Origin of the sequence: Pseudomonas sp. BR20 (assembly GCF_050780135.1) — a bacterium.
Lineage (GTDB): Bacteria > Pseudomonadota > Gammaproteobacteria > Pseudomonadales > Pseudomonadaceae > Aquipseudomonas.
In genome coordinates this window covers 6,539,907-6,561,979 of record NZ_CP172012.1, presented here as the reverse complement: position 1 = coordinate 6,561,979, position 22,073 = coordinate 6,539,907, and the positions used below count along the sequence as shown (strand labels likewise).

Sequence of the window (22,073 nt, the reverse complement as noted above, 5' to 3'; positions counted from 1 at the left end):
CCGGGTGGGTGATCTGTACCGTTTGATTGCAGTTAGCCCAACCGAGTTCCATCCCTGACTAAACAGTTTCTACCTTTAAAATGACGCCATCCAGGCCTACCACACGCACTTGAGCGCCTACAGGGCTGTCAGGACCGGTCACCATCCATACGCCATCACCGACTTTCACCTTGCCCCGGCCATCCACAATCGCCTGATGCACCACGAAGACGCGGCCGACCAGCTCCGAGCCACGTTCGTTGAGCCCCGGTTGGTCACTGGCTTTGGCACTGCTGCGCTGGCGTTTCCACCAGTACACCGCTGTCAATATCGACAGCACAGCGAACAGCAACAGTTGCCACTCCAACCCGAGCGGCGGCACCAGAAACTTGATCACGCCCACGGCTGCCGCAGCTATACCCATCCACAGCAGGTAACCACCGGCGCCGAATACCTCAAGAATCAATAGCACCGTACCCAGCGCGAGCCAGTCCCAGAACGAAAGATGCTGCAGGAAATCCCACATGTCGATCGCCTCAGGCTTTCTTGTTGTCGAAGGTTGCCTTGACGATTTCGCCAATGCCGCCGACAGCGCCGATCACCTGGCTCGCTTCCAGCGGCATCAGGATCACTTTGCTGTTATTGGCCGATGCCAGCTTGCCGAGGGCATCGATGTATTTCTGCGCGACGAAGTAGTTGATGGCCTGCACGTTGCCGGTGGCGATCGCTTCGGAAACCACCTGGGTCGCGCGGGCCTCTGCCTCTGCCTGGCGCTCACGGGCTTCAGACTCCAGGAACGCGGCCTGGCGGCCACCTTCGGCTTCAAGAATCTGTGCCTGCTTCTTGCCTTCGGCCGTCAGGATCGCCGATGCCCGCAGGCCTTCGGCTTCCAGGATCTGTGCGCGCTTGATCCGCTCGGCTTTCATCTGGCCGGACATGGCGGCCATCAGGTCGGCGGGCGGGCTGATGTCCTTGATTTCGATCCGGGTGATCTTGATGCCCCACGGCGCCGTGGCTTCATCGACGGTGCGCAGCAGTTTTTCGTTGATGCCGTCGCGCTGGCTGAGCATGGCATCCAGCTCCATGGAGCCGAGCACGGTACGGATATTGGTTTGCAGCAGGTTGCGGATAGCGTGTTCGAGGTTGTTGACCTCGTAGGCGGCCTGGGCGGTATTGACCACCTGGAAGAAGCACACGGCGTCGATCTGCACGGTGGCGTTGTCGGCGGTGATGACTTCCTGGGGCGGAATATCCAGCACGCTTTCCATCACGTTGATCTTGCGGCCGATGCGGTCCATGACCGGAATGATGATGTTCAGACCCGGCTTGAGGGTGTTGGTGTAACGGCCGAAGCGCTCGACGGTCCACTGATAGCCCTGGGGTACCACCTTGAAGCCCATGAACAGGATGGCGATGGCCAAACCCACGAAAAGAAGCAGTACGGTTCCGATCTGCATAGCGATTCCCTATCTGATGGTGTCAGTTAAACGACGTTCGGCCGATTGTAACGGTCTTGTCACCGATAAGATCGGTTTCAGCACGCGGTAATCAAAGCATTTGTTACCGAATCCCCAGGTGTCACGCGCAACACCTCGGCCATCGTGGTCAGCCCCGCCTTTACTTTTCCCATGCCGGCCAGGCGCAGGCTGCACATGCCTTGCGCAACCGCCTCTCTGCGCAGTGACTGCACGTCGGTGCCTGGGGTGATCAGCGCACGGAGCGATTCATTCAACACCATGATCTCGTAGACCCCTGCACGCCCCTGAAATCCGCTGTTTCGACATTCCGCACACCCCACCGCCTCGTGGACATCGCCTGCCGCCCGCTTGCAATGAGGGCACAGCAGCCGCACCAGACGCTGCGCCATCACCCCCAATAATGTGGCCTTGATCAAATAATGAGCAATACCCAGTTCCTGCAAGCGGCTGATGGCGCTGGGCGCATCGTTGGTGTGCAGCGTCGAGAGCACCAAATGCCCGGTCAGTGCGGCCTGGATCGCCATTTCGGCGGTTTCCTGGTCGCGGATTTCGCCGATCATGATGATGTCCGGGTCCTGGCGTAGCAGGGCTCGGATGCCGCTGGCGAACGTCAGGTCGATATTGTGCTGCACCTGCATCTGGTTAAAAGCCGGCTCGACCATCTCGATCGGGTCTTCCACGGTACAGAGGTTGATTTCTCGGGACGCCAGTTGCTTGAGCGTGGTGTAGAGGGTACTCGTTTTGCCTGAACCGGTAGGGCCCGTGACCAGGATGATGCCGTTGGCCTGGCGGGTCATGGCGTGCCATCGCTGCTGGTCCTCAGCGGACAAACCGAGCTGGTCGAAGTCCTTGAGCAGCACCTGCGGATCGAAAATCCGCATCACCAGCTTTTCGCCAAAGGCGGTGGGCAAGGTCGACAGGCGCAACTCGATTTCTGCGCCTGTGGGGCTTTTGGTCTTGATCCGGCCGTCCTGGGGTTTGCGTTTTTCCGCCACGTTCATGCGGCCCAGGCTTTTCAGGCGGCTGACCACCGCCATCGTCACCTGGGGTGGAAATTGATAGACGTCGTGCAACAGCCCATCAATGCGAAAGCGCATGCGGCCCTGTTCACGGCACGGCTCGATATGAATATCACTGGCCCGCTGGGCAAAGGCGTACTGCAACAGCCAATCGACGATATTGACGATATGCGCGTCGTTGGCATCCGGCTCCTGGTCACCGGCGCCGAGGTTGAGCAACTCGAAGTTGCCAGGCGCCGCGACCTTTTGATCCGCCCCGCTGACGGACTTCGCCAACCGGTAAAACTCGCTGATACAACGCTGAATGTCCTGGGGGTTGGCAACCACGCGCTTGATCGAGCGTTTGAGTACCTGCGCCAGTCCCGATTCCCAACTGGTGACATGGGGTTGGGCGCTGGCAACGGTGACGGTCTGCGCGTCTACGGCCACTGCAAGGATGCTGTGGCGCTGGGCAAACGCCTGGGACATCAGCTGCACCACCGCCGCGACATCGATTTGCAGTGGGTCGATACGCCAATAAGGTTGCCCGGCATGCTGGGCAAGCCACTGGGTCAGGGTTTCCAGTGCCGGCCCATAGGCGGCGATACACTCCAGCGGGTGCTGGGCGTTACCGCCTGGCAGCGCCGATAAGCGCTGCGCGATGTCGGCAGTGATCAAGCCGCCCTCGACCAAGGCCGGGAGCAACTGACGCAGTTCCAATCGGTGATCAACAGACATGAAGGTTTTCCTGGGTAGCCTCGGACGAAACTTCAGGCTAGCCGGCCCTCGAAGATCCTCCTCCCAGCGTATGTTGCAGGCCTTTACTGAGCTGCTGCCGCCACTGCTGCGGGCCCTACGGAATCAACCGGCCACACGTGCAGCGTGCACACGCTGATCAGGTTTCGAATCTTTTCACCTATCACTTGGGCGCGATGCCAGCTCAGGCTTTCCATCACGATATCGATGTTCAGCAGGTCTTCTTGGCGGCTCACGGTGACCTGGCTCGGTGTTAAGAACTGCAACGCAAAATAGTTGAGTACCCGACACAACACATCGGGCTCCGCTTCGGCGACGATCTGGTAATGCGCCCGACAATGGGCGCTGTTGGCGGCCCACACATCAACGCGGGTCTGGGGGTGGGTGGTTTCGACGACATGCATGCTGATTCTCCAGATTCGACTGGAGAAATTTTTACATTCGCCTCGGGAGATTTCTTATCTAAGATGAGCCTGATTTGCGATTAATCGAATCAATCAATTCAGAATAGCCAGAATTCAAGGTATTTCTATGCACAGCGAGTTGGACGCCTACGACCGCCGCATCCTGGCCCTGTTGCAAGAGGACGCCTCGCTGTCCAGCGCGCAGATCGCCGAGCAAGTGGGCCTGTCCCAGTCGCCGTGCTGGCGGCGCATCCAGCGGCTCAAGGACGAAGGGGTGATTCGCGGCCAGGTCACCCTGTTGGATCGCAAGAAGATCGGCCTCAATACGCAGATCTTCGCCGAGGTCAAACTCAACGCCCACGGCCGATCCAACTTCACCGAGTTCACCGAAGCGATTCGTGGGTTTCCCGAAGTCTTGGAGTGCTATGTGCTGATGGGGGCGGTGGATTTTCTGCTGCGCATCGTGACGTCGGACATTGAGGCGTACGAGCGGTTTTTCTTCGAGAAGCTGTCGATGGTGCCGGGGATTCAGGAGGTCAACTCGATTGTGGCGCTGTCTGAGATCAAGTCGACCACCAGCCTGCCAGTATTGCGCTGACCGGCCTCATCGGGGCAGTCGAATCGTCGTACCGCGACGATTCCACTTGCCCTCGATGGCGATATTACAGACGCAGGAGGGTCTTCCAGGCACGGTTCTGGTACACCGCAATCGCCTGATGCATACGCGCATCCAGCGACTCATCCGTGATCGGCTGGTTGGCCAGTTGCACCAGCTTGTTCAGCTCGCCGTACAAACGATCCAGTTCCGGAATATCCACCACGTTACGCGCATGGTGCAGCCAGGCCTGGATGCGTTCGATGCGCGGCAGTTGCTCTGCCAGGTCTTCCGGTTGCTGCTGGTAGCGCGGCAGTTGCAGGGCGACGGCATCGTCAGCCAGCAGGCGCGGAAGCCAGTTGGTGATTTGCGCGGCGCCCTGGCGGTTGCCGCGCACGTTGCGGTCGGCGGTCCAGGTGCGGGCCATTAGCCAGCGCGACGTGTTCAGCGAGAAAAGGCCCCAGCGTATGTCGTCCAATTCTTCTCTGAATTGCTCGGGCGCGGCTTTGCGAATGTCTTCGTCGTCGTCACCGGCCTGGACCAGCGGGCGCCAGTCTTCCAGCAGTGCATCGAGTGCGCTGCGCAGTTCGCTGGTGGATTGACGCGGTGCGGCCTGGCCAAGGCTGCCGATCAGGGCGCGCAGTTCGCCGAGGTTGTCGACCCAGTCCTGCAGCAAACGCCAGTGGCCATTGAAGCGGTATTGCTCGGCCAGGCGCTGGCTGCTGCCGAGCAGGTGCCACATGATTGCGGCGAAGGCGTCGTCCAGCGGCATTTCGGCGTGGATCTGCGGTGCCGGCAGGCTCAAGGAGTAGCTGCTGGCGTCGTACAGGCGGTAGCCGCGCTCGGCCTTGCTGATGTCACACGGCATCAGTGCGAGGGTGGCGGCCAGCTCGGCGGCCAACTCCAGCAGGGCAGCCGGTTCGCCTTCGCGCAGTTCCAGTTCCAGCTCGCAGATTTCTTCTTTCTGCTTGCCGACCACCACATGGCCGAGGTCCAGGGCGGCTTCGATCACCACCTTGGCCTTGCCACGGCCCCAAGCGATTTCGGCGCGTTCGCGCACGAAGTCGGTGGTGAAGATCGGCTTGAGGGTCTTTTTGTCCAACTCGGCCAGCTGCTCGGGCCAGCACTCGCCGTCGAGTTTCTTTACGTCGAGCTTGGCTTTGGGCAGGTCCCAGTTGTACTCGTTGCGTTCCGACAAACCGGCGACGCTTTGGCCACGGGTCTTGAGGGTCTGGATAATGTCGTCACCGTCCTTGCGCAGGCGCAGGGCGACTTTGGCCTGGGCCAGGTCGCGATCGGGGGTGTCGAAGTACTGGTTCATCAACTCACGGCGTTCCCAGCCACTTTTGTTGCGTTTTTTCAGTAACGGGTGCTCACGCAGCGCGGCGAGTGTTTCGCGGCTGACGCGGAGCTTGATTTCGGTTTCTTTCTGCATGGCCGGAAAATCCAGAATCGGGAGCGCAGCCGGGAAAAAGAGTGGCTGCCAAGGTCGTGCAGTGTACAGGACTGAGCCCGGCAACGCGCCGCAACGGTTTATTGTGTCGTGCAGATGGCTCTATAGTGGGGCTCATCCGGGAAGTAGGGAGACCGCGCATGCCGTTACCGTCCATGAAAGAGCAGTTCGCCGCGCTGATTGCCGCGCCTTCGGTCAGTTGCACCCAAGCGTCTCTCGACCAGACTAACCGCCCGGTGATCGATCTGCTCGCCAGTTGGTTGGGCGACCTGGGTTTCGCCATCGACATCCAGCCCGTCAGCCCCGGCAAATTCAACCTGCTGGCCAGTTTCGGCACTGGCCCCGGCGGTCTGGTGTTGGCCGGCCATAGCGATACCGTTCCTTATGACGCGGCGTTGTGGAAGACCGATCCGCTCAAGCTGACGGAAGTCGACGGCCGTTGGGTAGGATTGGGCAGTTGCGACATGAAGGGCTTTTTCGCGCTGGCGATTGAAGCGGTGTTGCCGCTGCTGGATCAGCCGTTCAAGCAGCCGTTGCTGATCCTCGCCACCTGCGATGAAGAAAGCTCCATGTCCGGTGCCCGGGCATTGGCCGAAGCGGGTCGCCCGCTGGGCCGCGCGGCGGTTATCGGCGAACCGACCGGTCTCAAGCCGATCCGCCTGCACAAAGGCGTGATGATGGAGCGCATCGACATTCTCGGCCAAAGTGGCCATTCGTCTGATCCAAGCCTGGGCCACAGCGCCCTGGAAGCCATGCATGACGCCATCGGTGAGCTGCGCGGCCTGCGCCTGGCCTGGCAGCGCGAGTACCGCAATGCACAATTCAGCGTGCCGCAACCGACCATGAACTTCGGCTGTATCCATGGCGGAGACAACCCCAACCGCATCTGCGGCCAATGCTCCCTGGAATTCGACCTGCGGCCCTTGCCGGGCATGGATCCCGAAGTGCTGCGTGCGGCTATCCGGCAAAAGCTCGAACCGCTGGCCGAGCGCCATAAAGTCAAGATCGACTACGCGCCGTTGTTCCCCGCAGTGCCGCCGTTCGAACAGGCCGAAGACGCCGAGTTGGTGCGGGTCGCGGAACGATTGACCGGTCATCGTGCCGAAGCAGTAGCGTTCGGCACCGAAGCGCCTTATCTTCAGCGCCTTGGTTGTGAAACCCTGGTGCTGGGGCCTGGCGACATCGCCTGTGCCCATCAACCGGGCGAGTACCTCGAAATGTCACGCTTGACGCCTACAGTGCTTCTATTGCGGGAACTGATCGAACATTACTGCCTGAAACCTGCGTAAATTAACCCCTGTCCATTCGTACATAAGGAGAGCGAGCGTGTCGCCAAGCCTGTTCCGACGATAACCATCAGCCCGCTGTGCGTTTTCACGACTCATCCTTTTTCGGCTGCTTTTTATTACAGGCCCAGGTTCCATGCCCGACTACGTTAATTGGCTTCGTCATGCTTCGCCCTACATCAACGCCCACCGCGACTGCACCTTTGTGGTCATGTTGCCCGGCGACGGTGTGGATCATCCGAACTTCGGCAATATCGTCCACGACCTGGTGCTGCTTCACAGTCTGGGCGTGCGCCTGGTGCTGGTGCACGGTTCGCGCCCTCAGATCGAAGCGCGCCTTGAAGCGCGCGGCCTGATCCCGACTTACCACGAAGGCATGCGCATCACCGATGCCGCGACGCTGGAGTGTGTGATCGACGCGGTCGGCCACCTGCGTATCGCCATCGAAGCGCGCTTGTCGATGGACATGGCCTCGTCGCCGATGCAGGGCTCGCGCCTACGGGTGGCCAGCGGCAACCTGGTGACCGCGCGGCCTATTGGCGTGCTTGAAGGTGTGGATTACCACCACACCGGCGAAGTGCGCCGGGTCGACCGCAAGGGCATCAACCGCCTGCTGGATGAGCGCTCCATTGTGTTGTTGTCACCCCTGGGCTATTCGCCTACGGGTGAGATCTTCAACCTGGCCTGCGAAGACGTCGCCACCCGCGCCGCCATCGACTTGGGGGCCGACAAGCTGCTGCTGTTCGGCGCGGATCTCGGCCTGATCGATGAAAACGGCCGTCTGGTGCGCGAACTGCGCCCGCAACAAGTACCGGCGCATCTGCAACGCCTGGGCAGCAGCAACTACCAGTCCGAATTGCTCGATGCGGCCGCCCAGGCCTGCCGGGGTGGGGTAGGGCGCAGCCATATCGTCAGTTACGCCGAAGATGGCGCCTTGCTCACCGAGCTGTTTACCCGCGATGGCGGCGGTACGCTGGTGGCCCAGGAGCAATTCGAACTGGTGCGCGAGGCGGCGATTGAAGACGTCGGCGGTTTGCTCGACCTGATCAGCCCGCTGGAAGAGCAGGGCATCCTGGTACGCCGTTCGCGGGAAGTGCTCGAACGTGAGATCGAGCAGTTCAGCGTGGTGGAGCGCGAAGGCATGATCATCGCCTGTGCGGCGTTGTATCAGATCGCCGATTCGGACGCGGGTGAGCTGGCGTGCCTGGCGGTGAACCCGGAGTACCGCCATGGCGGGCGTGGTGATGAGCTGCTGGAGCGTATCGAAACCCGTGCCCGGGCGCAGGGTTTGAAGACCTTGTTCGTACTTACCACGCGGACTGCCCACTGGTTCCGTGAGCGCGGCTTTGTGCCGAGCAGCGTTGATCGTCTGCCGTCGGCGCGGGCCTCACTGTACAACTACCAGCGTAACTCGAAGATTTTCGAGAAGGCCTTGTAAAGCCCTACCTCCCAAGTCACTGGGCAGGCTCGTGTAAGAGCCTGCCCGCGTCGCAGGCCAATCTGGCGTGCCGTCACGCACGACTAAAGTTTAAGCATTCTTGATCTGACGCCGATAACAGGATGGCGGCTATGGGTAGATTGTGGGAGTTCCACACACACCTGAATCGTCGAAGGGGCGGCTTGGACAGCAAAAGAAACTATTAGTGACACAAAAACTGTAACAAATTGACGAGAGGATGTGCCTTTGGCCATGATGGCGTCGCCTTTTTGATCGTGGGTGACGTATGCGGCAGAGCGTCAACACTAATCGTTCTAAAAAAGCGCTAATAAATACCCTTTAGGAATTAGCTTGTGGAGCAGATGGTCTATGCTCGCCTGTCCGCATCACGGAAAGGCTTATTCCTGAATCGTATGAAAAAGAATGAAATAATTCTTTTTGGGTGTATGAAAAACTCATTACCCTGCAGGGACCAAATCAACGGTGGTTAGACGAAGGTAGTAGACACACAAGGTTACGATTGACTTGGCAGTCACTATCCGGTGCTAATCGCGCATCTGTGGATCAAGGGCGTCAGACCCGAGACCAAAGAAATACAAAAATTAGAAATGAGAGGAGCGGTACATGAAGAAGTCCACCTTGGCACTGTCTGTAGCTTTGGGCGTAATCGCCCAGCAAGCAGGCGCTGCCGGTTTCATCGAAGACAGCAAGGCCACACTGGGTCTGCGTAACTTCTACATCAACACTGATAACCGTGACGACGCTACTAAAGCGGCCGGCGCGCAGAACAAGTCGGAAGAGTGGGGCCAAGCTTTCGACCTGCGCTTCATCTCCGGTTACACCCAAGGCACCGTAGGCTTTGGTCTTGACGCTATCGGCCTGCTGGGCGTGCGTCTGGATTCGGGCGGTGGCACCAACGGCGCCACCGCGGCATCGACTGGCAACGCCGGCTCTTACGGCGGCACGGTTTTCCCGAGCAAGTCCAATGGCGAAGCCGTTGATAACTACTCCAGCCTGGGCCTGACCGCTAAAGCCAAGATTTCCCAGACCGAACTGAAACTGGGTACTTTGCAGCCTAAGCTGCCGGTAATCATCACCAACGATGGTCGTCTGCTGCCGCAGACTTTCCAGGGTGGCCAGATCACCACTAACGACATCAAGGACCTGACGCTGGTTGCCGGTCAGATCGAAAAGGCCAAGGGTCGTAACTCCAGCAACGTCGAGAACCTGTCTCTCGCAGGTGCCAACGGCCGTACCGCCGCTGGTCGCGACAGCAACAAGTTTATCTACGCCGGTGGCGACTACAAGATCACCAAAGACCTGACTGCCCAGTACTACTACGGCAATCTGGATCAGTTCTACAAACAGCACTTCCTAGGCTTGCTGCACAACTGGGCGATCGGCCCTGGTGTGTTGAAAACCGACCTGCGCTACTTCAACAGCCGCGCTGATGGTGCCAACAGCAACGACGCGAACTACTACACCAGCGGTGACTACGGTACTAACGCCGCTGGCGCGAATATCGTCAAAGGTAAAGTTGACAATAATCTGTACAGCGGCTTGTTCCTGTACACCGTTGCGGGTCACACCTTCGGTGGTGGTTACCAAGTCAGCAACGGCGACAGTGACTTCCCATGGTTGAACCAAGGCGACGGTTCGTCGGCCTACCTGACCACTGACTCGCAGATTGCCAAGTTTGCCCGCGCTGGCGAACGTACCTGGCAAGCTCGCTACGCATATGACTTCGCCAAGATTGGCGTACCTGGCTTGACCGCTGGTGTGGTTTACCTGCGTGGCGACAATATCGATACCCGCGGCCGAGTTGGTGTTGCTCAGGTCCAAACAAACTCTAATGGCGCGAACGAGTGGGAACGTGACATCACTGTTGCCTACGTCGTACCAGAAGGTCCGCTGAAGAACGTCGGTGTAGCATGGAAAAATGCCATGTGGCGCAACGACATTGCTGGCCAGCGTAACCAGGACGAAAACCGCCTGATCGTCAGCTACTCGCTGCCACTGTTCTAGTAGCGTAAAGCTGTTGTAAGACTGTAAACCTTGCCCGGCGCAACGCCGGGCAAGGTGTCTTGCTTTTCAAGTCGGGCTAAACCCCCGCAAGCCCTTCCTGAACCCCTCTTTGTACAGCGTCTCAAGGCCTTCTCGAACCTTGGAGCCGATGGTGCGCCTCCCCATTTCCCACGTCCAATGAACACATTTTTAATATTCCTTTATCGTCTAGATAAATCGATATTTATTCTTTTTAAATGATCCGTAATCCATGCACAGTGGGCTCCATAAGCACTCACCAGGAGCCACACCATGAGCCTAAGACTGGGCGACATCGCCCCCGACTTCGAACAGGATTCCAGCGCCGGCAAGATTCGTTTCCACGAATGGCTGGGCGATAGCTGGGGTGTGTTGTTTTCCCACCCGGCGGACTTCACCCCGGTGTGCACCACGGAGCTGGGCTTTACCGCCAAGCTCAAGGACGAATTCGCCAAGCGCGGCGTCAAGGCCATTGCCCTGTCGGTAGACCCGGTGGACTCTCACCACAAGTGGATCGAAGACATCAACGAAACCCAAGGCACCGTCGTCAACTTCCCGATCCTGGCTGACGCCGACCGCAAGGTTTCGGACCTCTACGACCTGATCCACCCGAACGCCAGTGACACCCTCAGCGTGCGTTCCTTGTTCGTGATCGACCCGAACAAGAAGGTCCGCCTGACCATCACCTACCCGGCCAGCACCGGCCGCAATTTCCACGAAATCCTGCGGGTCATCGACTCGCTGCAACTGACCGACAACTACAAAGTCGCCACCCCCGCCAACTGGCAGGACGGTGATGAAGTGGTGATCGTGCCGTCGCTCAAGGATGAGGAAGAGATCAAGAAGCGCTTTCCGAAGGGGTATCGGGCGGTGAAGCCGTATTTGCGGCTTACTCCACAGCCCAATCGTTGACGCGGATATCGCCATCGGGAGCAAGCCCCCTCCCACAGGGGAACGCGGTCAACTGTGGGAGGGGGCTTGCTCCCGATAGCGTCCGTAAATGCACCGCCTTTGAAGCTGAATCACGCAGGGGTTTTCAGGCCGTTTCTACGGCCTTTTTTTTCGCCTGGCGACTTATAAATCTCATATGCATTTATAGAATAAACAAATGAAAAAATAAGATTTATAGATATATGAATCTGCTGATAAGGTCTGTCCATCTTGGCGCCATCGCCACACAGCGAACCGCCGGCACTTGCTCAAGGAATTCCTGCATGTTGGTCGTAACACTTGGAGGCAGTCCCAGCCAGCGTTCCCGCTCCGGGGTCTTGCTGGAAAAAACCCGTCAGTGGTTGCAAGACAAAGGCGTTGAAGTGGTGAGTTACCAGATACGGGACTTCCCGGCTGAAGACTTGCTGCATGCGCGCTTCGACAGCCCCAAGGTCATTGACCTGCTGCAACAGGTGGCTAACGCGGATGGCCTGGTGATCGCCACGCCGGTGTACAAGGCGTCGTTCTCCGGCGCGTTGAAAACCGTGCTGGACCTGCTGCCCGAACGCGCCCTGGCCCACAAGATTGTGTTGCCGATGGCTACCGGCGGCAGCATCGCCCACATGCTGGCGGTGGACTACGCCTTGAAGCCGGTATTGTCGGCCCTCAAAGCCCAGGAATTGCTCCACGGGATTTTCGCCGAAGACAGCCAGATCGCCTACGGCGAAGGCAGTGCCCAGGCGCAACTGGTGCCGGTCCTCGAACACCGTTTGCACGAGGCCCTGGAGACGCTTTACGGCGCCATGGCCCGTCGTCCGAAACCGTTGGACCCGCATGTGTTGAATGAACGTTTGTTGAGTGCTCGCTGGAGCATTTAAGTAAGCCTCACCGCTATATAGATGTACTCACCTTACTCAGCCGCCAACGGCCAAGCAGGTGCAGCCAACCCCCTCATCGCATTATTTGGAGAGAGCGCCATGCGCACTGTCATCTTGCGTCGTGGTCTGGTCGCACTGTTTGCTGCGGCTGTGTCCTTCGGCGCCATCGTTCAGGCTCAAGCCGCCGAGACCCTGCGGATCGGTTACCAGAAATACGGCACCCTGGTGCTGCTCAAGGCCAAGGGCACCCTGGAAAAACGCCTGGCCGCCCAAGGTGTGCAGGTGCAATGGACCGAGTTTCCCGGCGGCCCGCAACTGCTCGAAGGCCTGAACGTCGGCTCCATCGACTTCGGTGTCACCGGCGAAACCCCGCCGGTCTTCGCCCAGGCCGCCGGTGCCGACCTGCTCTACGTGGCCTACGAGCCGCCAGCGCCCACCAGTGAAGCGATCCTGGTGCCGAAAGACTCGACGATCAAATCGGTGGCCGAGCTCAAGGGCAAGAAAGTCGTGCTCAACAAAGGCTCCAACGTGCACTACCTGCTGGTGCGTGCCCTGGAAGACGCCGGCCTGAAATACACCGACGTGCAGACCGTCTTCCTGCCGCCCGCCGATGCCCGTGCCGCCTTCGAGCGTGGCAGCGTGGATGCGTGGGTGATCTGGGACCCGTACCAGGCCGCCGCCGAGAAACAACTGCAAGCGCGCACCCTGCGTGACGGCACCGGCATCGCCGACAACCACCAGTTCTACCTGGCCACCAAGCCGTACGCCGAAAAGCACCCTGAAGTGGTCAAGGCGCTGATCGAAGAAGTGCGCGCGGTGGGCGAGTGGTCCAAGGCCAACCCTCAGGAAGTGACCGAGCAGGTCGCACCACTGCTCGGCCTGCCCGCTGACATCACCCTGACCTCGGTAAAACGCCAGGGCTACGGCGCGCTGTTCCTGACCCCGGAAGTGGTGGCGGCCCAGCAGAAAATCGCCGACAGCTTCTACCAACTCAAATTGATCCCCAAGCCCTTGAGCATCAAGGACGTGATCTGGACGCCACCTGCTGCCGTGGCTAAAGCGCCGTAATCCGATTTCTTCAGGAGACAACTCCATGAGCCTCACTATTTTCTGGTTCCTGCCTACCCACGGCGACGGCCATTACCTTGGCACCGCCGAAGGCGCTCGCGCCGTTGATCACGGTTATCTGCAGCAAGTGGCCCAGGCCGCTGACCGCCTGGGATTCGGCGGGGTGCTGATCCCCACTGGTCGCTCCTGCGAAGACTCGTGGTTGGTGGCCGCCTCGCTGATCCCGGTGACCCAGCGTTTGAAATTTCTTGTCGCACTGCGCCCCGGGATCATTTCCCCCACGGTGGCGGCGCGCCAGGCCGCGACCCTGGACCGCCTGTCCGGCGGCCGCGCGCTGTTCAACCTCGTGACCGGTGGTGACCCGGAAGAGCTGGCCGGCGATGGCTTGTTCCTCAGTCACGAAGAGCGTTATCAGGCTTCGGTGGAATTCACCCGTATCTGGCGCCGCGTGCTGGAAGGCGAAACCGTGGATTACGACGGCGAGCACATCAGCGTCAAAGGCGCCAAGTTGCTCTACCCACCGATCCAGCAACCACGCCCGCCGCTGTACTTCGGCGGTTCCTCCGAAGCGGCCCAGGACCTGGCCGCCGAACAAGTGGAGATGGTGCTGACCTGGGGCGAGCCACCGGCCGCGGTCGCCGAGAAGATCGAACAGGTGCGGGCCAAGGCGGCGAAACTCGGGCGCACCGTGCGCTTTGGTATTCGTCTGCATGTGATCGTGCGCGAAACCAACGATGAAGCCTGGAAAGCCGCCGACAAACTGATCTCCCATCTGGACGACGACACCATCGCCCGTGCCCAGGCTTCCCTGGCGCGTTTCGATTCCGTCGGCCAGCAGCGCATGGCGGCCTTGCATGGCGGTAACCGCGACAATCTGGAAGTCAGCCCCAACCTGTGGGCCGGCGTCGGCCTGGTGCGTGGCGGTGCGGGCACCGCGCTGGTGGGCGATGGTCCGACGGTTGCAGAACGGGTCAAGGAGTACGCAGCGCTGGGCATCGACACCTTCATCTTCTCCGGTTATCCACACCTGGAAGAGTCGTATCGGGTTGCCGAGCTGCTGTTCCCGCACCTGGATATCGAACGTCCGGAGTTGCCGAAAAGCGCCGGTTACGTGAGCCCGTTCGGCGAAATGGTCGCCAACGACATCCTTCCCAAAGCTGCGTCACAGAGCTGAGGCGGCGCCATGAATTTTGAGAAATTGAGCCATCGCGTGGCGCCTTGGGTGCTGCCGATTCTGTTGTTGGCGGTGTGGCAGTTGTCGGTGTCGGCGGGCTGGTTGTCGACGCGTATTCTGCCGGCGCCCAGCGCGGTGATTGAGGCCGGGGTCAACCTGGTGCGCAGCGGCGAAATCTGGACGCACCTGGCTATCAGTGGCTGGCGTGCCGGCCTGGGCTTTGTGATCGGTGGCAGCATCGGCCTGGCGCTGGGGTTTATCACCGGCCTGTCGACGTGGGGCGAACGCCTGCTGGACAGCTCGGTGCAGATGATCCGCAACGTGCCGCATTTGGCGCTGATTCCGCTGGTGATCCTGTGGTTCGGCATCGACGAGACCGCAAAGATTTTCCTGGTGGCCCTCGGCACGCTGTTCCCGATCTACCTCAACACTTACCACGGCATCCGCAACGTCGACCCGGCGCTGGTGGAAATGTCGCGCAGCTATGGCTTGTCCGGTTTCAGCCTGTTCTGGCAAGTGATCCTGCCGGGCGCGCTGCCGTCGATCCTGGTGGGCGTGCGCTTTGCCCTGGGCTTTATGTGGCTGACGCTGATCGTGGCGGAAACCATCTCTGCCAGCTCCGGCATTGGTTACCTGGCGATGAACGCCCGCGAATTCCTGCAAACCGACGTAGTGGTGTTGGCCATCGTGATGTACGCCATCCTCGGCAAACTGGCCGACCTGGCCGCTCGCGGTCTGGAGCGTGTTTGGCTGCGCTGGCACCCGGCGTATCAAGTCAATAAAGGAGGTGCGGCATGACCGCTCAACAACCTCCGCGCCTGCTGAAAGGGATTCCCCTGGCGGTGCGCAAATTGCGCAAGGCCTTCGGCGCGCGGGAAGTGCTCAAGGAAATCGATCTGCACATTCCAGCGGGCCAGTTCGTGGCCGTGGTCGGTCGCAGTGGCTGCGGTAAAAGTACGTTACTGCGCTTGTTGGCCGGCCTGGACAAAGCCAGCGGCGGCGAGCTGCTGGCCGGTTCGGCGCCGCTGAGCGAGGCGATTGAAGACACGCGGTTGATGTTCCAGGAAGCGCGCCTGCTGCCTTGGAAAAAGATCATCGACAACGTCGGCTTGGGCCTCAAAGGCAACTGGCGCCCTAAAGCCTTGGAAGCCCTGGAAGCGGTCGGCCTGGCCGAACGTGCCAATGAGTGGCCAGCGGCCTTGTCCGGTGGCCAGAAGCAACGCGTGGCCCTGGCTCGTGCGCTGATCCACCAGCCGCGCTTGCTGCTGCTGGATGAGCCGCTGGGTGCGTTGGACGCCCTGACCCGCATCGAGATGCAGCAACTGATCGAAAACCTTTGGCAAAAGCACGGTTTCACCGTGTTGCTGGTGACCCATGACGTCAGCGAAGCCGTGGCCATTGCCGACCGGGTAATCCTGATCGAAGACGGCGAGATCGGCCTCGACCTGATCGTCGATCTGCCGCGCCCACGGACCCGTGGCTCACATCGTCTGGCGGCGCTGGAAGCCGAAGTGCTCAACCGTGTGCTGTCGTTGCCCGGCACGCCGCCGGACCCCGAACCTGTTTCACCGCTGCCTACGCAATTGCGTTGGGCTCAATAACTCACTTGTCCCGAGAAGGAAGAACACCATGACTATTAAAGCCATCAACGTGCGTAACCAGTTCAAAGGCACCATCAAGGAAATCGTAGTCGGCGATGTGCTGTCGGAAATCGACGTGCAGACCGCGTCCGGTATCGTCACTTCCGTGATCACCACCCGCTCGGTCAAAGAGCTGGAGCTGGTGATCGGCAGTGAAGTGATTGCCTTCGTGAAGTCGACTGAGGTGTCGATCGCCAAGTTGTGATTTGCGTCGCTCTTGAGGCCGTCATCGGGGGCAAGTCGAATCGTCGCACCGCCCCTCCCACATATTGATCTGTGAACACATTCAAAATGTGGGAGGGGGCTTGCCCCCGATGAGGCCGGCCCAGCCAACCCAGGATTCAGCGCTTAGGCAGATACGCCGGCAAATACAGCCCCACATACGCATCAAAAACCCGCATCCCTTCCTCCGCCATACGCGGCGTGATGAGCCCATGCTGATGCACCGAGCGCGCATACACGCGGTCGCTCAGCTCCAGCGCCAGAGCGAACACATCCACATCGCTGGGCAGTGTCGGCACTTCGAAATGGCGGTTGAACACCTTGAACATCAGATCGCCCAGTTCCAGATCATGCTGGCGGTCGGCCTGGGTCACTTCGGTGAGGCCATGCTGCGCCAGGATCAACTGGCGCGCGGCGGCGTCCTGATCGTAGATGGTGAGCATGCGTTGTTCGACGATGCAGGACAGATCGCGCCAATGCTTGAGTGAATCGTGGTCGATGGGCGCCTGGATGGCCGCACGGAATGCGGCATGCACATCCGCCGTCAACGCCTCCAGCAGCGCCGGCACACCGGCGAAAAAGTGATACACCGACGACGGCGGAATCTGCGCGCGCTCGGCCACGCTGTAGATCGACAAACTCGCCACGCCTTCGGCGGCCAGCAAGGTGCGGGCGGCATCGAGAATCGCGTCGATCCGCGCCTGGCTGCGGGCACGGGGTTTGCGAGGGGCGGCGGGGCGGGTGGGCATGGAAGTCTCCTACAAGGCAGCGGGCATTGTATGAGCAGGAAGGAGTGTTGTCTTCCAGACCCCTCCCACACTTTGATCTGTGAATACATTCAAATGTGGGAGGGGGCTTGCCCCCGATGAGGCCAACTCGATCTACCGGAAGAAACCCATAAAAAAACGCCACAGGCCAAAGGCCCGCAGCGTTTTTTCAATGCAGCAACCGCTTACACGGTATGCAGGTACCAGTTGTACTCAAGGTCAGAGATGGAGTGTTCGAACTCTTCCAGCTCACTTTCCTTACAGGCGACGAAGATATCGATGTATTTAGGATCGATGTACTTGGCCATCACCTCGCTGTCGTCCAACTCGCGCAGGGCATCGCGCAGGTTGTTCGGCAGGCTCTGTTCGTTCTGCTCGTAGCTGTTGCCTTCCACGGGTGCGCCCGGTTCGATCTTGTTGGTCAGACCGTGGTGCACGCCTGCCAGGACCGAAGCCATCAGCAGGTAAGGGTTGGCGTCGGCACCGGCCACGCGGTGTTCGATCCGTACGGCGTCGGACGAGCCGGTCGGTACGCGAATCGCCACGGTGCGGTTGTCCAGGCCCCAGCACGGCGAGTTCGGCACGTAGAACTGTGCGCCGAAACGACGGTAGGAGTTGACGTTAGGGCACAGGAACGCCATTTGGGCGGGTAGGGTCTCGAGCACACCGCCGATCGCGTGACGCAATGCGGCGTTCTGCTCGGGATCCTCGCTGGCAAAGATGTTCTTGCCGTCCTTGTCCAGGATCGAGATGTGTACGTGCAAACCGTTACCTGCCTGGCCTGGGTAAGGCTTGGCCATGAAGGTGGTATCCATCTCATGGTCGTAGGCGATGTTCTTGATCAGGCGCTTGAGCAGTACTGCGTAGTCGCAGGCCTTGATCGGGTCGGCCACGTGGTGCAGGTTCACTTCGAACTGCGCCGGGGCACTTTCCTTGACGATGGCGTCGGCCGGGATGCCTTGCTCTTTGGCACCTTCCAGGATGTCCTGGAGGCAGTCGACATATTCGTCGAGGTCGTCGATCAGGTAGACCTGTGTCGAGTGCGGGCGTTTGCCGGAGATCGGCGAGCGGGGCGGTTGTGGGCGGCCGTTCACGTTCTCCTGGTCGATCAGGTAGAACTCAAGCTCGAAGGCGGCGCAGATGGTCAGACCGAGGTCGTCAAACTTGCTTACAACTTGGCGGAGCACTTCGCGCGGATCGGCGAAGAAAGGTTCACCTTCAAGTTCGTGCATGGTCATCAGCAGTTGCGCGGTAGGGCGCTTTTGCCAGGGTTCATTGCACAGGGTGTCAGGGATCGGATAACAGATTCGGTCAGCATCACCGATGTCCAGGCCCAGGCCGGTGCTTTCCACCGTCGAGCCATTGATATCCAGGGCAAATAAAGAGGCAGGCAGGTTAATGCCCTTCTCGTAAACCTTGTGGAGGCTGGTGCGTTCGATGCGCTTACCGCGCACCACACCATTCATATCCGCAATTAGAAGGTCTACGTACAGAACCTCAGGATGATCCTTAAGGAACGCGTTCGCTTCGTTAAGCTGAACGGCACGCGGGGGTACCGACATGATGCAACACCTTTGTTGTTAAAAATATCAATCATTGATCTTTTCTGGTTTCAGTCAACCCGAACGGCATGCCGAAGTCAAGCGAGGCCTTTTTTGCCCTAAAAAAGCGCCGTGACGGCATTTTTGGGGCTTTTTGGGGCGGTTTTTTCGGTTTGACGGCCTTGGGACTCGCAGGCTTGAGCGGGCCGTGTTGTATTTTTTACGGGGGTGTTGTGTAAAAAAATGAACAAGGCTAAGCTCGATTCAAACCCATAACAGCAATAATACCGGGGTGCTTCATGTCTCGCCTGCCGCCACTCGGCGTCTCAGCCTGCTTCAGCCAGGCTTTGTCCGCAGTCCGTTCGTCCCGTGTGAATGCCCACGCACCGGCCAATATTCTTGACGGCCCATCCGCTCTCCTCTTTGCCACTTCGACTGCCACTGACCGACTCTCCTCTGCGCGGCTGCTCATGATTCTGCACGACTTTGGCTTGAGGAATGCAACGTTGCAGCAAATGGCAGGTAAGCTCCTACCCTGAACGAAAAAACGACGCGGATGCTGCGTCAACCAACGCCTGGCCTTTAATGGATGCCAGGAAACCCAGCCCAGAGGCATTTATGAGTAACAACCTCGACCAGCTCACCGATTGGTTGAAAGACCACAAGATCACAGAAGTCGAATGCATGATTGGCGACCTGACCGGTATCACCCGGGGCAAGATCTCGCCGACCAACAAGTTCATCGCCGAAAAAGGCATGCGCCTGCCCGAGAGCGTTCTGTTGCAGACCGTGACCGGCGACTATGTCGAAGACGACATCTATTACGAATTGCTCGACCCGGCGGACATCGACATGATCTGCCGCCCCGACCAGAACGCGGTGTTCCTGGTGCCCTGGGCCATCGAGCCGACCGCCCAGGTGATCCACGACACCTACGACAAGCAAGGCAACCCGATCGAGCTGTCGCCGCGCAACGTACTCAAGAAAGTCCTCAAGCTCTACGCCGACAAAGGCTGGCAGCCCATCGTGGCGCCTGAGATGGAGTTCTACCTGACCAAACGCTGCGAAGACCCCGACTTCCCGCTGCAACCGCCGATCGGTCGTTCCGGGCGTCCGGAGACCGGCCGCCAGTCCTTCTCTATAGAAGCAGCCAACGAATTCGACCCGTTGTTCGAAGACGTCTATGACTGGTGCGAGCTGCAGGAGCTGGACCTCGACACCCTGATCCACGAAGACGGCACGGCGCAGATGGAAATCAACTTCCGTCACGGTGATGCCTTGTCCCTGGCCGACCAGATCCTGGTGTTCAAGCGCACCATGCGTGAAGCCGCGCTCAAGCACGACGTGGCGGCCACCTTCATGGCCAAGCCGATGACCGGCGAGCCCGGCAGCGCGATGCACCTGCACCAGAGCATCATCGACATCGCCACCGGCAAGAACGTCTTCTCTAACGAAGACGGGACCATGAGCCAACTGTTCCTCAACCACATTGGCGGTCTGCAGAAGTTTATCCCTGAATTGCTGCCGCTGTTTGCTCCCAACGTGAACTCGTTCCGTCGCTTCCTGCCCGACACCTCGGCGCCGGTGAACGTGGAGTGGGGCGAAGAAAACCGCACCGTCGGCCTGCGCGTCCCGGATGCCGGCCCGCAGAACCGTCGCGTGGAAAACCGCCTGCCGGGCGCCGACGCCAACCCGTACCTGGCGATTGCCGCCAGCCTGCTGTGTGGCTACATCGGCATGGTCGAAGGCCATAACCCGAGCGCCCCGGTGGTGGGGCGTGGTTACGAGCGCCGCAACCTGCGCCTGCCGTTGACCATCGAAGACGCCCTGGAGCGTATGGAAAACAGCAAGACCATCGAGAAATACCTGGGTCAGAAATTCATCACAGGCTACGTCGCGGTCAAGCGGGCCGAGCATGAAAACTTCAAGCGCGTGATCAGTTCGTGGGAGCGGGAATTCCTGCTCTTCGCCGTCTGATGCGCCGGGCGCACGGGGAAACCTGTGCGCCCTTCACTGAAAAGTCTAGGAGATTGGTATGTCCAGCAACAACCCGCAAACCCGTGAATGGCAAGCCTTGAGCAGTGATCACCACCTGGCGCCGTTCAGCGACTTCAAGCAATTGAAAGAGAAAGGCCCACGGATCATCACCAAAGCCCACGGCGTTTACCTGTGGGACAGCGAAGGCAACAAGATCCTCGACGGCATGGCCGGCCTGTGGTGCGTGGCGATCGGTTACGGTCGCGATGAACTGGCCGACGCCGCCGCCAAGCAAATGAAAGAACTGCCGTACTACAACCTGTTCTTCCAGACCGCTCACCCACCTGTACTGGAGTTGGCCAAGGCGATTTCCGACATCGCGCCTGCCGGCATGAACCACGTGTTCTTCACCGGTTCCGGCTCCGAAGGCAACGACACCATGTTGCGTATGGTCCGCCACTATTGGGCGATCAAGGGCCAGCCGAACAAGAAAACCATCATCAGCCGCAAAAATGGCTACCACGGCTCCACCGTGGCTGGCGCCAGCCTGGGCGGCATGACCTATATGCATGAACAGGGCGACTTGCCGATCCCGGGCATCGTCCATATCGCCCAGCCGTACTGGTTCGGCGAAGGCGGCGACATGAGCCCCGAAGAGTTCGGGATCTGGGCCGCCAACCAGCTGGAAGAGAAGATCCTGGAACTGGGCGTGGACAACGTCGGTGCCTTTATTGCCGAACCGATCCAGGGCGCCGGCGGCGTGATCGTACCGCCCGACAGCTACTGGCCGCGCATCAAGGAAATCCTCGCCAAGTACGACATCCTGTTTGTTGCCGACGAAGTGATCTGCGGTTTCGGCCGTACCGGTGAGTGGTTCGGTAGCGATTTCTACGACCTCAAGCCCCACATGATGACCATCGCCAAGGGCCTGACCTCCGGTTACATCCCCATGGGCGGCCTGATCGTGCGCGACGACGTGGTGGCCGTGCTCAACGAAGGCGGTGATTTCAACCACGGCTTCACCTATTCCGGCCACCCGGTGGCTGCGGCAGTGGCCCTGGAAAACATCCGCATCATGCGCGATGAAAAAATCGTTAACCGTGTCCACGACGAAACGGCACCGTATTTGCAGAAACGTCTGAGGGAGCTGGCGGATCACCCGTTGGTGGGGGAAGTGCGCGGTGTCGGCATGCTCGGTGCAATTGAGCTGGTTCAGGACAAGGCGACGCGCAAGCGTTACGAGGGCCGGGGCGTAGGTATGATCTGCCGAACCTTCTGCTTCGAGAATGGCCTGATCATGCGCGCCGTGGGCGATACCATGATCATTTCGCCGCCTCTGGTGATCAGCAAGGCTGAAATCGACGAGTTGGTGACCAAGGCTCGTCATTGCCTGGACCTGACTTTGGCGGCATTGCAGGGCTAAGTGCTAGGCTCAGTGCGCAGCGC

20 protein-coding genes are annotated in these 22,073 nt (G+C 59.8%); 13 read left to right on the top strand and 7 right to left on the bottom strand.

The window, feature by feature from the left end; translation table 11 throughout:
• Window positions 1-58: 58 nt before the first annotated feature.
• The 4 genes from ACHPFG_RS30300 to ACHPFG_RS30285 all read right to left on the bottom strand — a co-directional run bounded on the left by ACHPFG_RS30300 (window position 59) and on the right by ACHPFG_RS30285 (window position 3,615).
• A complete protein-coding gene (locus ACHPFG_RS30300; RefSeq protein WP_145336945.1) occupies window positions 59-505 on the bottom strand; it encodes an NfeD family protein in 447 nt (148 codons plus the stop codon).
• Between the two features lie 10 nt (window positions 506-515).
• Window positions 516-1,436 carry an SPFH domain-containing protein gene (locus ACHPFG_RS30295; RefSeq protein ID WP_027608388.1) on the bottom strand — a complete coding sequence of 307 codons (921 nt, stop codon included), beginning with the start codon at window positions 1,434-1,436 and terminating at the stop codon, window positions 516-518.
• A 77-nt stretch (window positions 1,437-1,513) separates the two neighbouring features.
• Window positions 1,514-3,193 (bottom strand): GspE/PulE family protein, encoded by a 1,680-nt coding sequence (locus ACHPFG_RS30290; RefSeq protein ID WP_431701235.1) that lies wholly within the window; start codon window positions 3,191-3,193, stop codon window positions 1,514-1,516.
• Between the two features lie 83 nt (window positions 3,194-3,276).
• On the bottom strand, window positions 3,277-3,615 hold the full coding sequence (locus tag ACHPFG_RS30285; RefSeq protein ID WP_431701234.1) for a hypothetical protein: 339 nt from the start codon (window positions 3,613-3,615) through the stop codon (window positions 3,277-3,279).
• 127 nt (window positions 3,616-3,742) lie between these two features.
• On the opposite strand from ACHPFG_RS30285, the gene ACHPFG_RS30280 reads away from it, so the two are divergent.
• On the top strand, window positions 3,743-4,213 hold the full coding sequence (locus ACHPFG_RS30280; protein ID WP_069558544.1) for an Lrp/AsnC family transcriptional regulator: 471 nt from the start codon (window positions 3,743-3,745) through the stop codon (window positions 4,211-4,213).
• A gap of 64 nt (window positions 4,214-4,277) precedes the next feature.
• Here the strand turns inward: ACHPFG_RS30280 and ACHPFG_RS30275 are convergent, their stop codons facing one another.
• Window positions 4,278-5,645 (bottom strand): inorganic triphosphatase, encoded by a 1,368-nt coding sequence (locus tag ACHPFG_RS30275; RefSeq protein WP_431701233.1) that lies wholly within the window; start codon window positions 5,643-5,645, stop codon window positions 4,278-4,280.
• Window positions 5,646-5,803: 158 nt separating this feature from the next.
• On the opposite strand from ACHPFG_RS30275, the gene argE reads away from it, so the two are divergent.
• The 10 genes from argE (at window position 5,804) to ACHPFG_RS30225 (ending at window position 16,325) form a co-directional block, all read left to right on the top strand.
• Window positions 5,804-6,952 carry an acetylornithine deacetylase gene (gene argE / locus ACHPFG_RS30270; protein WP_431701232.1) on the top strand — a complete coding sequence of 383 codons (1,149 nt, stop codon included), beginning with the start codon at window positions 5,804-5,806 and terminating at the stop codon, window positions 6,950-6,952.
• 133 nt (window positions 6,953-7,085) lie between these two features.
• Window positions 7,086-8,387: an amino-acid N-acetyltransferase gene (argA, locus tag ACHPFG_RS30265; RefSeq protein ID WP_090401578.1), complete on the top strand. Its 1,302-nt coding sequence runs from the start codon at window positions 7,086-7,088 to the stop codon at window positions 8,385-8,387.
• A gap of 624 nt (window positions 8,388-9,011) precedes the next feature.
• Window positions 9,012-10,412: an OprD family porin gene (locus ACHPFG_RS30260; protein ID WP_431701231.1), complete on the top strand. Its 1,401-nt coding sequence runs from the start codon at window positions 9,012-9,014 to the stop codon at window positions 10,410-10,412.
• Window positions 10,413-10,703: 291 nt separating this feature from the next.
• On the top strand, window positions 10,704-11,342 hold the full coding sequence (locus ACHPFG_RS30255; RefSeq protein ID WP_431701230.1) for a peroxiredoxin: 639 nt from the start codon (window positions 10,704-10,706) through the stop codon (window positions 11,340-11,342).
• A gap of 302 nt (window positions 11,343-11,644) precedes the next feature.
• On the top strand, window positions 11,645-12,238 hold the full coding sequence (gene ssuE, locus ACHPFG_RS30250; protein ID WP_090401581.1) for an NADPH-dependent FMN reductase: 594 nt from the start codon (window positions 11,645-11,647) through the stop codon (window positions 12,236-12,238).
• A 99-nt stretch (window positions 12,239-12,337) separates the two neighbouring features.
• Window positions 12,338-13,306, top strand: a complete 969-nt coding sequence (locus ACHPFG_RS30245; protein ID WP_027608397.1) for a sulfonate ABC transporter substrate-binding protein — start codon at window positions 12,338-12,340, stop codon at window positions 13,304-13,306.
• 25 nt (window positions 13,307-13,331) lie between these two features.
• Window positions 13,332-14,480: an FMNH2-dependent alkanesulfonate monooxygenase gene (ssuD, locus tag ACHPFG_RS30240; protein ID WP_065874422.1), complete on the top strand. Its 1,149-nt coding sequence runs from the start codon at window positions 13,332-13,334 to the stop codon at window positions 14,478-14,480.
• Between the two features lie 9 nt (window positions 14,481-14,489).
• Window positions 14,490-15,278, top strand: a complete 789-nt coding sequence (gene ssuC / locus ACHPFG_RS30235; protein WP_053127863.1) for an aliphatic sulfonate ABC transporter permease SsuC — start codon at window positions 14,490-14,492, stop codon at window positions 15,276-15,278.
• Window positions 15,275-16,081 carry an aliphatic sulfonates ABC transporter ATP-binding protein gene (ssuB, locus tag ACHPFG_RS30230; RefSeq protein ID WP_431701229.1) on the top strand — a complete coding sequence of 269 codons (807 nt, stop codon included), beginning with the start codon at window positions 15,275-15,277 and terminating at the stop codon, window positions 16,079-16,081. Before ssuC ends, ssuB begins: the two co-directional genes overlap by 4 nt.
• Before the next feature lie 28 nt (window positions 16,082-16,109).
• Window positions 16,110-16,325: a TOBE domain-containing protein gene (locus ACHPFG_RS30225; protein WP_003176783.1), complete on the top strand. Its 216-nt coding sequence runs from the start codon at window positions 16,110-16,112 to the stop codon at window positions 16,323-16,325.
• A gap of 136 nt (window positions 16,326-16,461) precedes the next feature.
• On the opposite strand, the gene ACHPFG_RS30220 is transcribed toward ACHPFG_RS30225, so the two are convergent.
• Both ACHPFG_RS30220 and ACHPFG_RS30215 read right to left on the bottom strand, forming a co-directional pair.
• The gene (locus ACHPFG_RS30220; RefSeq protein ID WP_431701228.1) at window positions 16,462-17,091 is read right to left on the bottom strand and encodes a TetR/AcrR family transcriptional regulator; all 630 of its coding nucleotides are present in this window, start codon (window positions 17,089-17,091) and stop codon (window positions 16,462-16,464) included.
• A gap of 203 nt (window positions 17,092-17,294) precedes the next feature.
• Complete coding sequence (locus ACHPFG_RS30215; protein ID WP_003213894.1) at window positions 17,295-18,671, bottom strand: glutamine synthetase family protein; 1,377 nt, start codon at window positions 18,669-18,671, stop codon at window positions 17,295-17,297.
• A 597-nt stretch (window positions 18,672-19,268) separates the two neighbouring features.
• On the opposite strand from ACHPFG_RS30215, the gene ACHPFG_RS30210 reads away from it, so the two are divergent.
• Both ACHPFG_RS30210 and ACHPFG_RS30205 read left to right on the top strand, forming a co-directional pair.
• A complete protein-coding gene (locus tag ACHPFG_RS30210; RefSeq protein WP_003176780.1) occupies window positions 19,269-20,627 on the top strand; it encodes a glutamine synthetase family protein in 1,359 nt (452 codons plus the stop codon).
• Window positions 20,628-20,685: 58 nt separating this feature from the next.
• Complete coding sequence (locus ACHPFG_RS30205; RefSeq protein ID WP_145336938.1) at window positions 20,686-22,050, top strand: aspartate aminotransferase family protein; 1,365 nt, start codon at window positions 20,686-20,688, stop codon at window positions 22,048-22,050.
• Window positions 22,051-22,073: the final 23 nt, after the last annotated feature.

Coding starts and splice junctions, on each gene's coding strand:
- argE (WP_431701232.1), top strand. CDS start 5,804: ATGCCGTTACCGTCCATGAAAGAGCAGTTCGCCGCGCTGATTGCCGCG.
- ACHPFG_RS30225 (WP_003176783.1), top strand. CDS start 16,110: ATGACTATTAAAGCCATCAACGTGCGTAACCAGTTCAAAGGCACCATC.
- ACHPFG_RS30260 (WP_431701231.1), top strand. CDS start 9,012: ATGAAGAAGTCCACCTTGGCACTGTCTGTAGCTTTGGGCGTAATCGCC.
- ACHPFG_RS30215 (WP_003213894.1), bottom strand. CDS start 18,671: ATGTCGGTACCCCCGCGTGCCGTTCAGCTTAACGAAGCGAACGCGTTC.
- ACHPFG_RS30300 (WP_145336945.1), bottom strand. CDS start 505: ATGTGGGATTTCCTGCAGCATCTTTCGTTCTGGGACTGGCTCGCGCTG.
- ACHPFG_RS30205 (WP_145336938.1), top strand. CDS start 20,686: ATGTCCAGCAACAACCCGCAAACCCGTGAATGGCAAGCCTTGAGCAGT.
- ACHPFG_RS30255 (WP_431701230.1), top strand. CDS start 10,704: ATGAGCCTAAGACTGGGCGACATCGCCCCCGACTTCGAACAGGATTCC.
- ACHPFG_RS30280 (WP_069558544.1), top strand. CDS start 3,743: ATGCACAGCGAGTTGGACGCCTACGACCGCCGCATCCTGGCCCTGTTG.
- argA (WP_090401578.1), top strand. CDS start 7,086: ATGCCCGACTACGTTAATTGGCTTCGTCATGCTTCGCCCTACATCAAC.
- ssuB (WP_431701229.1), top strand. CDS start 15,275: ATGACCGCTCAACAACCTCCGCGCCTGCTGAAAGGGATTCCCCTGGCG.
- ACHPFG_RS30210 (WP_003176780.1), top strand. CDS start 19,269: ATGAGTAACAACCTCGACCAGCTCACCGATTGGTTGAAAGACCACAAG.
- ACHPFG_RS30245 (WP_027608397.1), top strand. CDS start 12,338: ATGCGCACTGTCATCTTGCGTCGTGGTCTGGTCGCACTGTTTGCTGCG.
- ssuE (WP_090401581.1), top strand. CDS start 11,645: ATGTTGGTCGTAACACTTGGAGGCAGTCCCAGCCAGCGTTCCCGCTCC.
- ACHPFG_RS30220 (WP_431701228.1), bottom strand. CDS start 17,091: ATGCCCACCCGCCCCGCCGCCCCTCGCAAACCCCGTGCCCGCAGCCAG.
- ssuD (WP_065874422.1), top strand. CDS start 13,332: ATGAGCCTCACTATTTTCTGGTTCCTGCCTACCCACGGCGACGGCCAT.
- ssuC (WP_053127863.1), top strand. CDS start 14,490: ATGAATTTTGAGAAATTGAGCCATCGCGTGGCGCCTTGGGTGCTGCCG.
- ACHPFG_RS30275 (WP_431701233.1), bottom strand. CDS start 5,645: ATGCAGAAAGAAACCGAAATCAAGCTCCGCGTCAGCCGCGAAACACTC.
- ACHPFG_RS30295 (WP_027608388.1), bottom strand. CDS start 1,436: ATGCAGATCGGAACCGTACTGCTTCTTTTCGTGGGTTTGGCCATCGCC.
- ACHPFG_RS30290 (WP_431701235.1), bottom strand. CDS start 3,193: ATGTCTGTTGATCACCGATTGGAACTGCGTCAGTTGCTCCCGGCCTTG.
- ACHPFG_RS30285 (WP_431701234.1), bottom strand. CDS start 3,615: ATGCATGTCGTCGAAACCACCCACCCCCAGACCCGCGTTGATGTGTGG.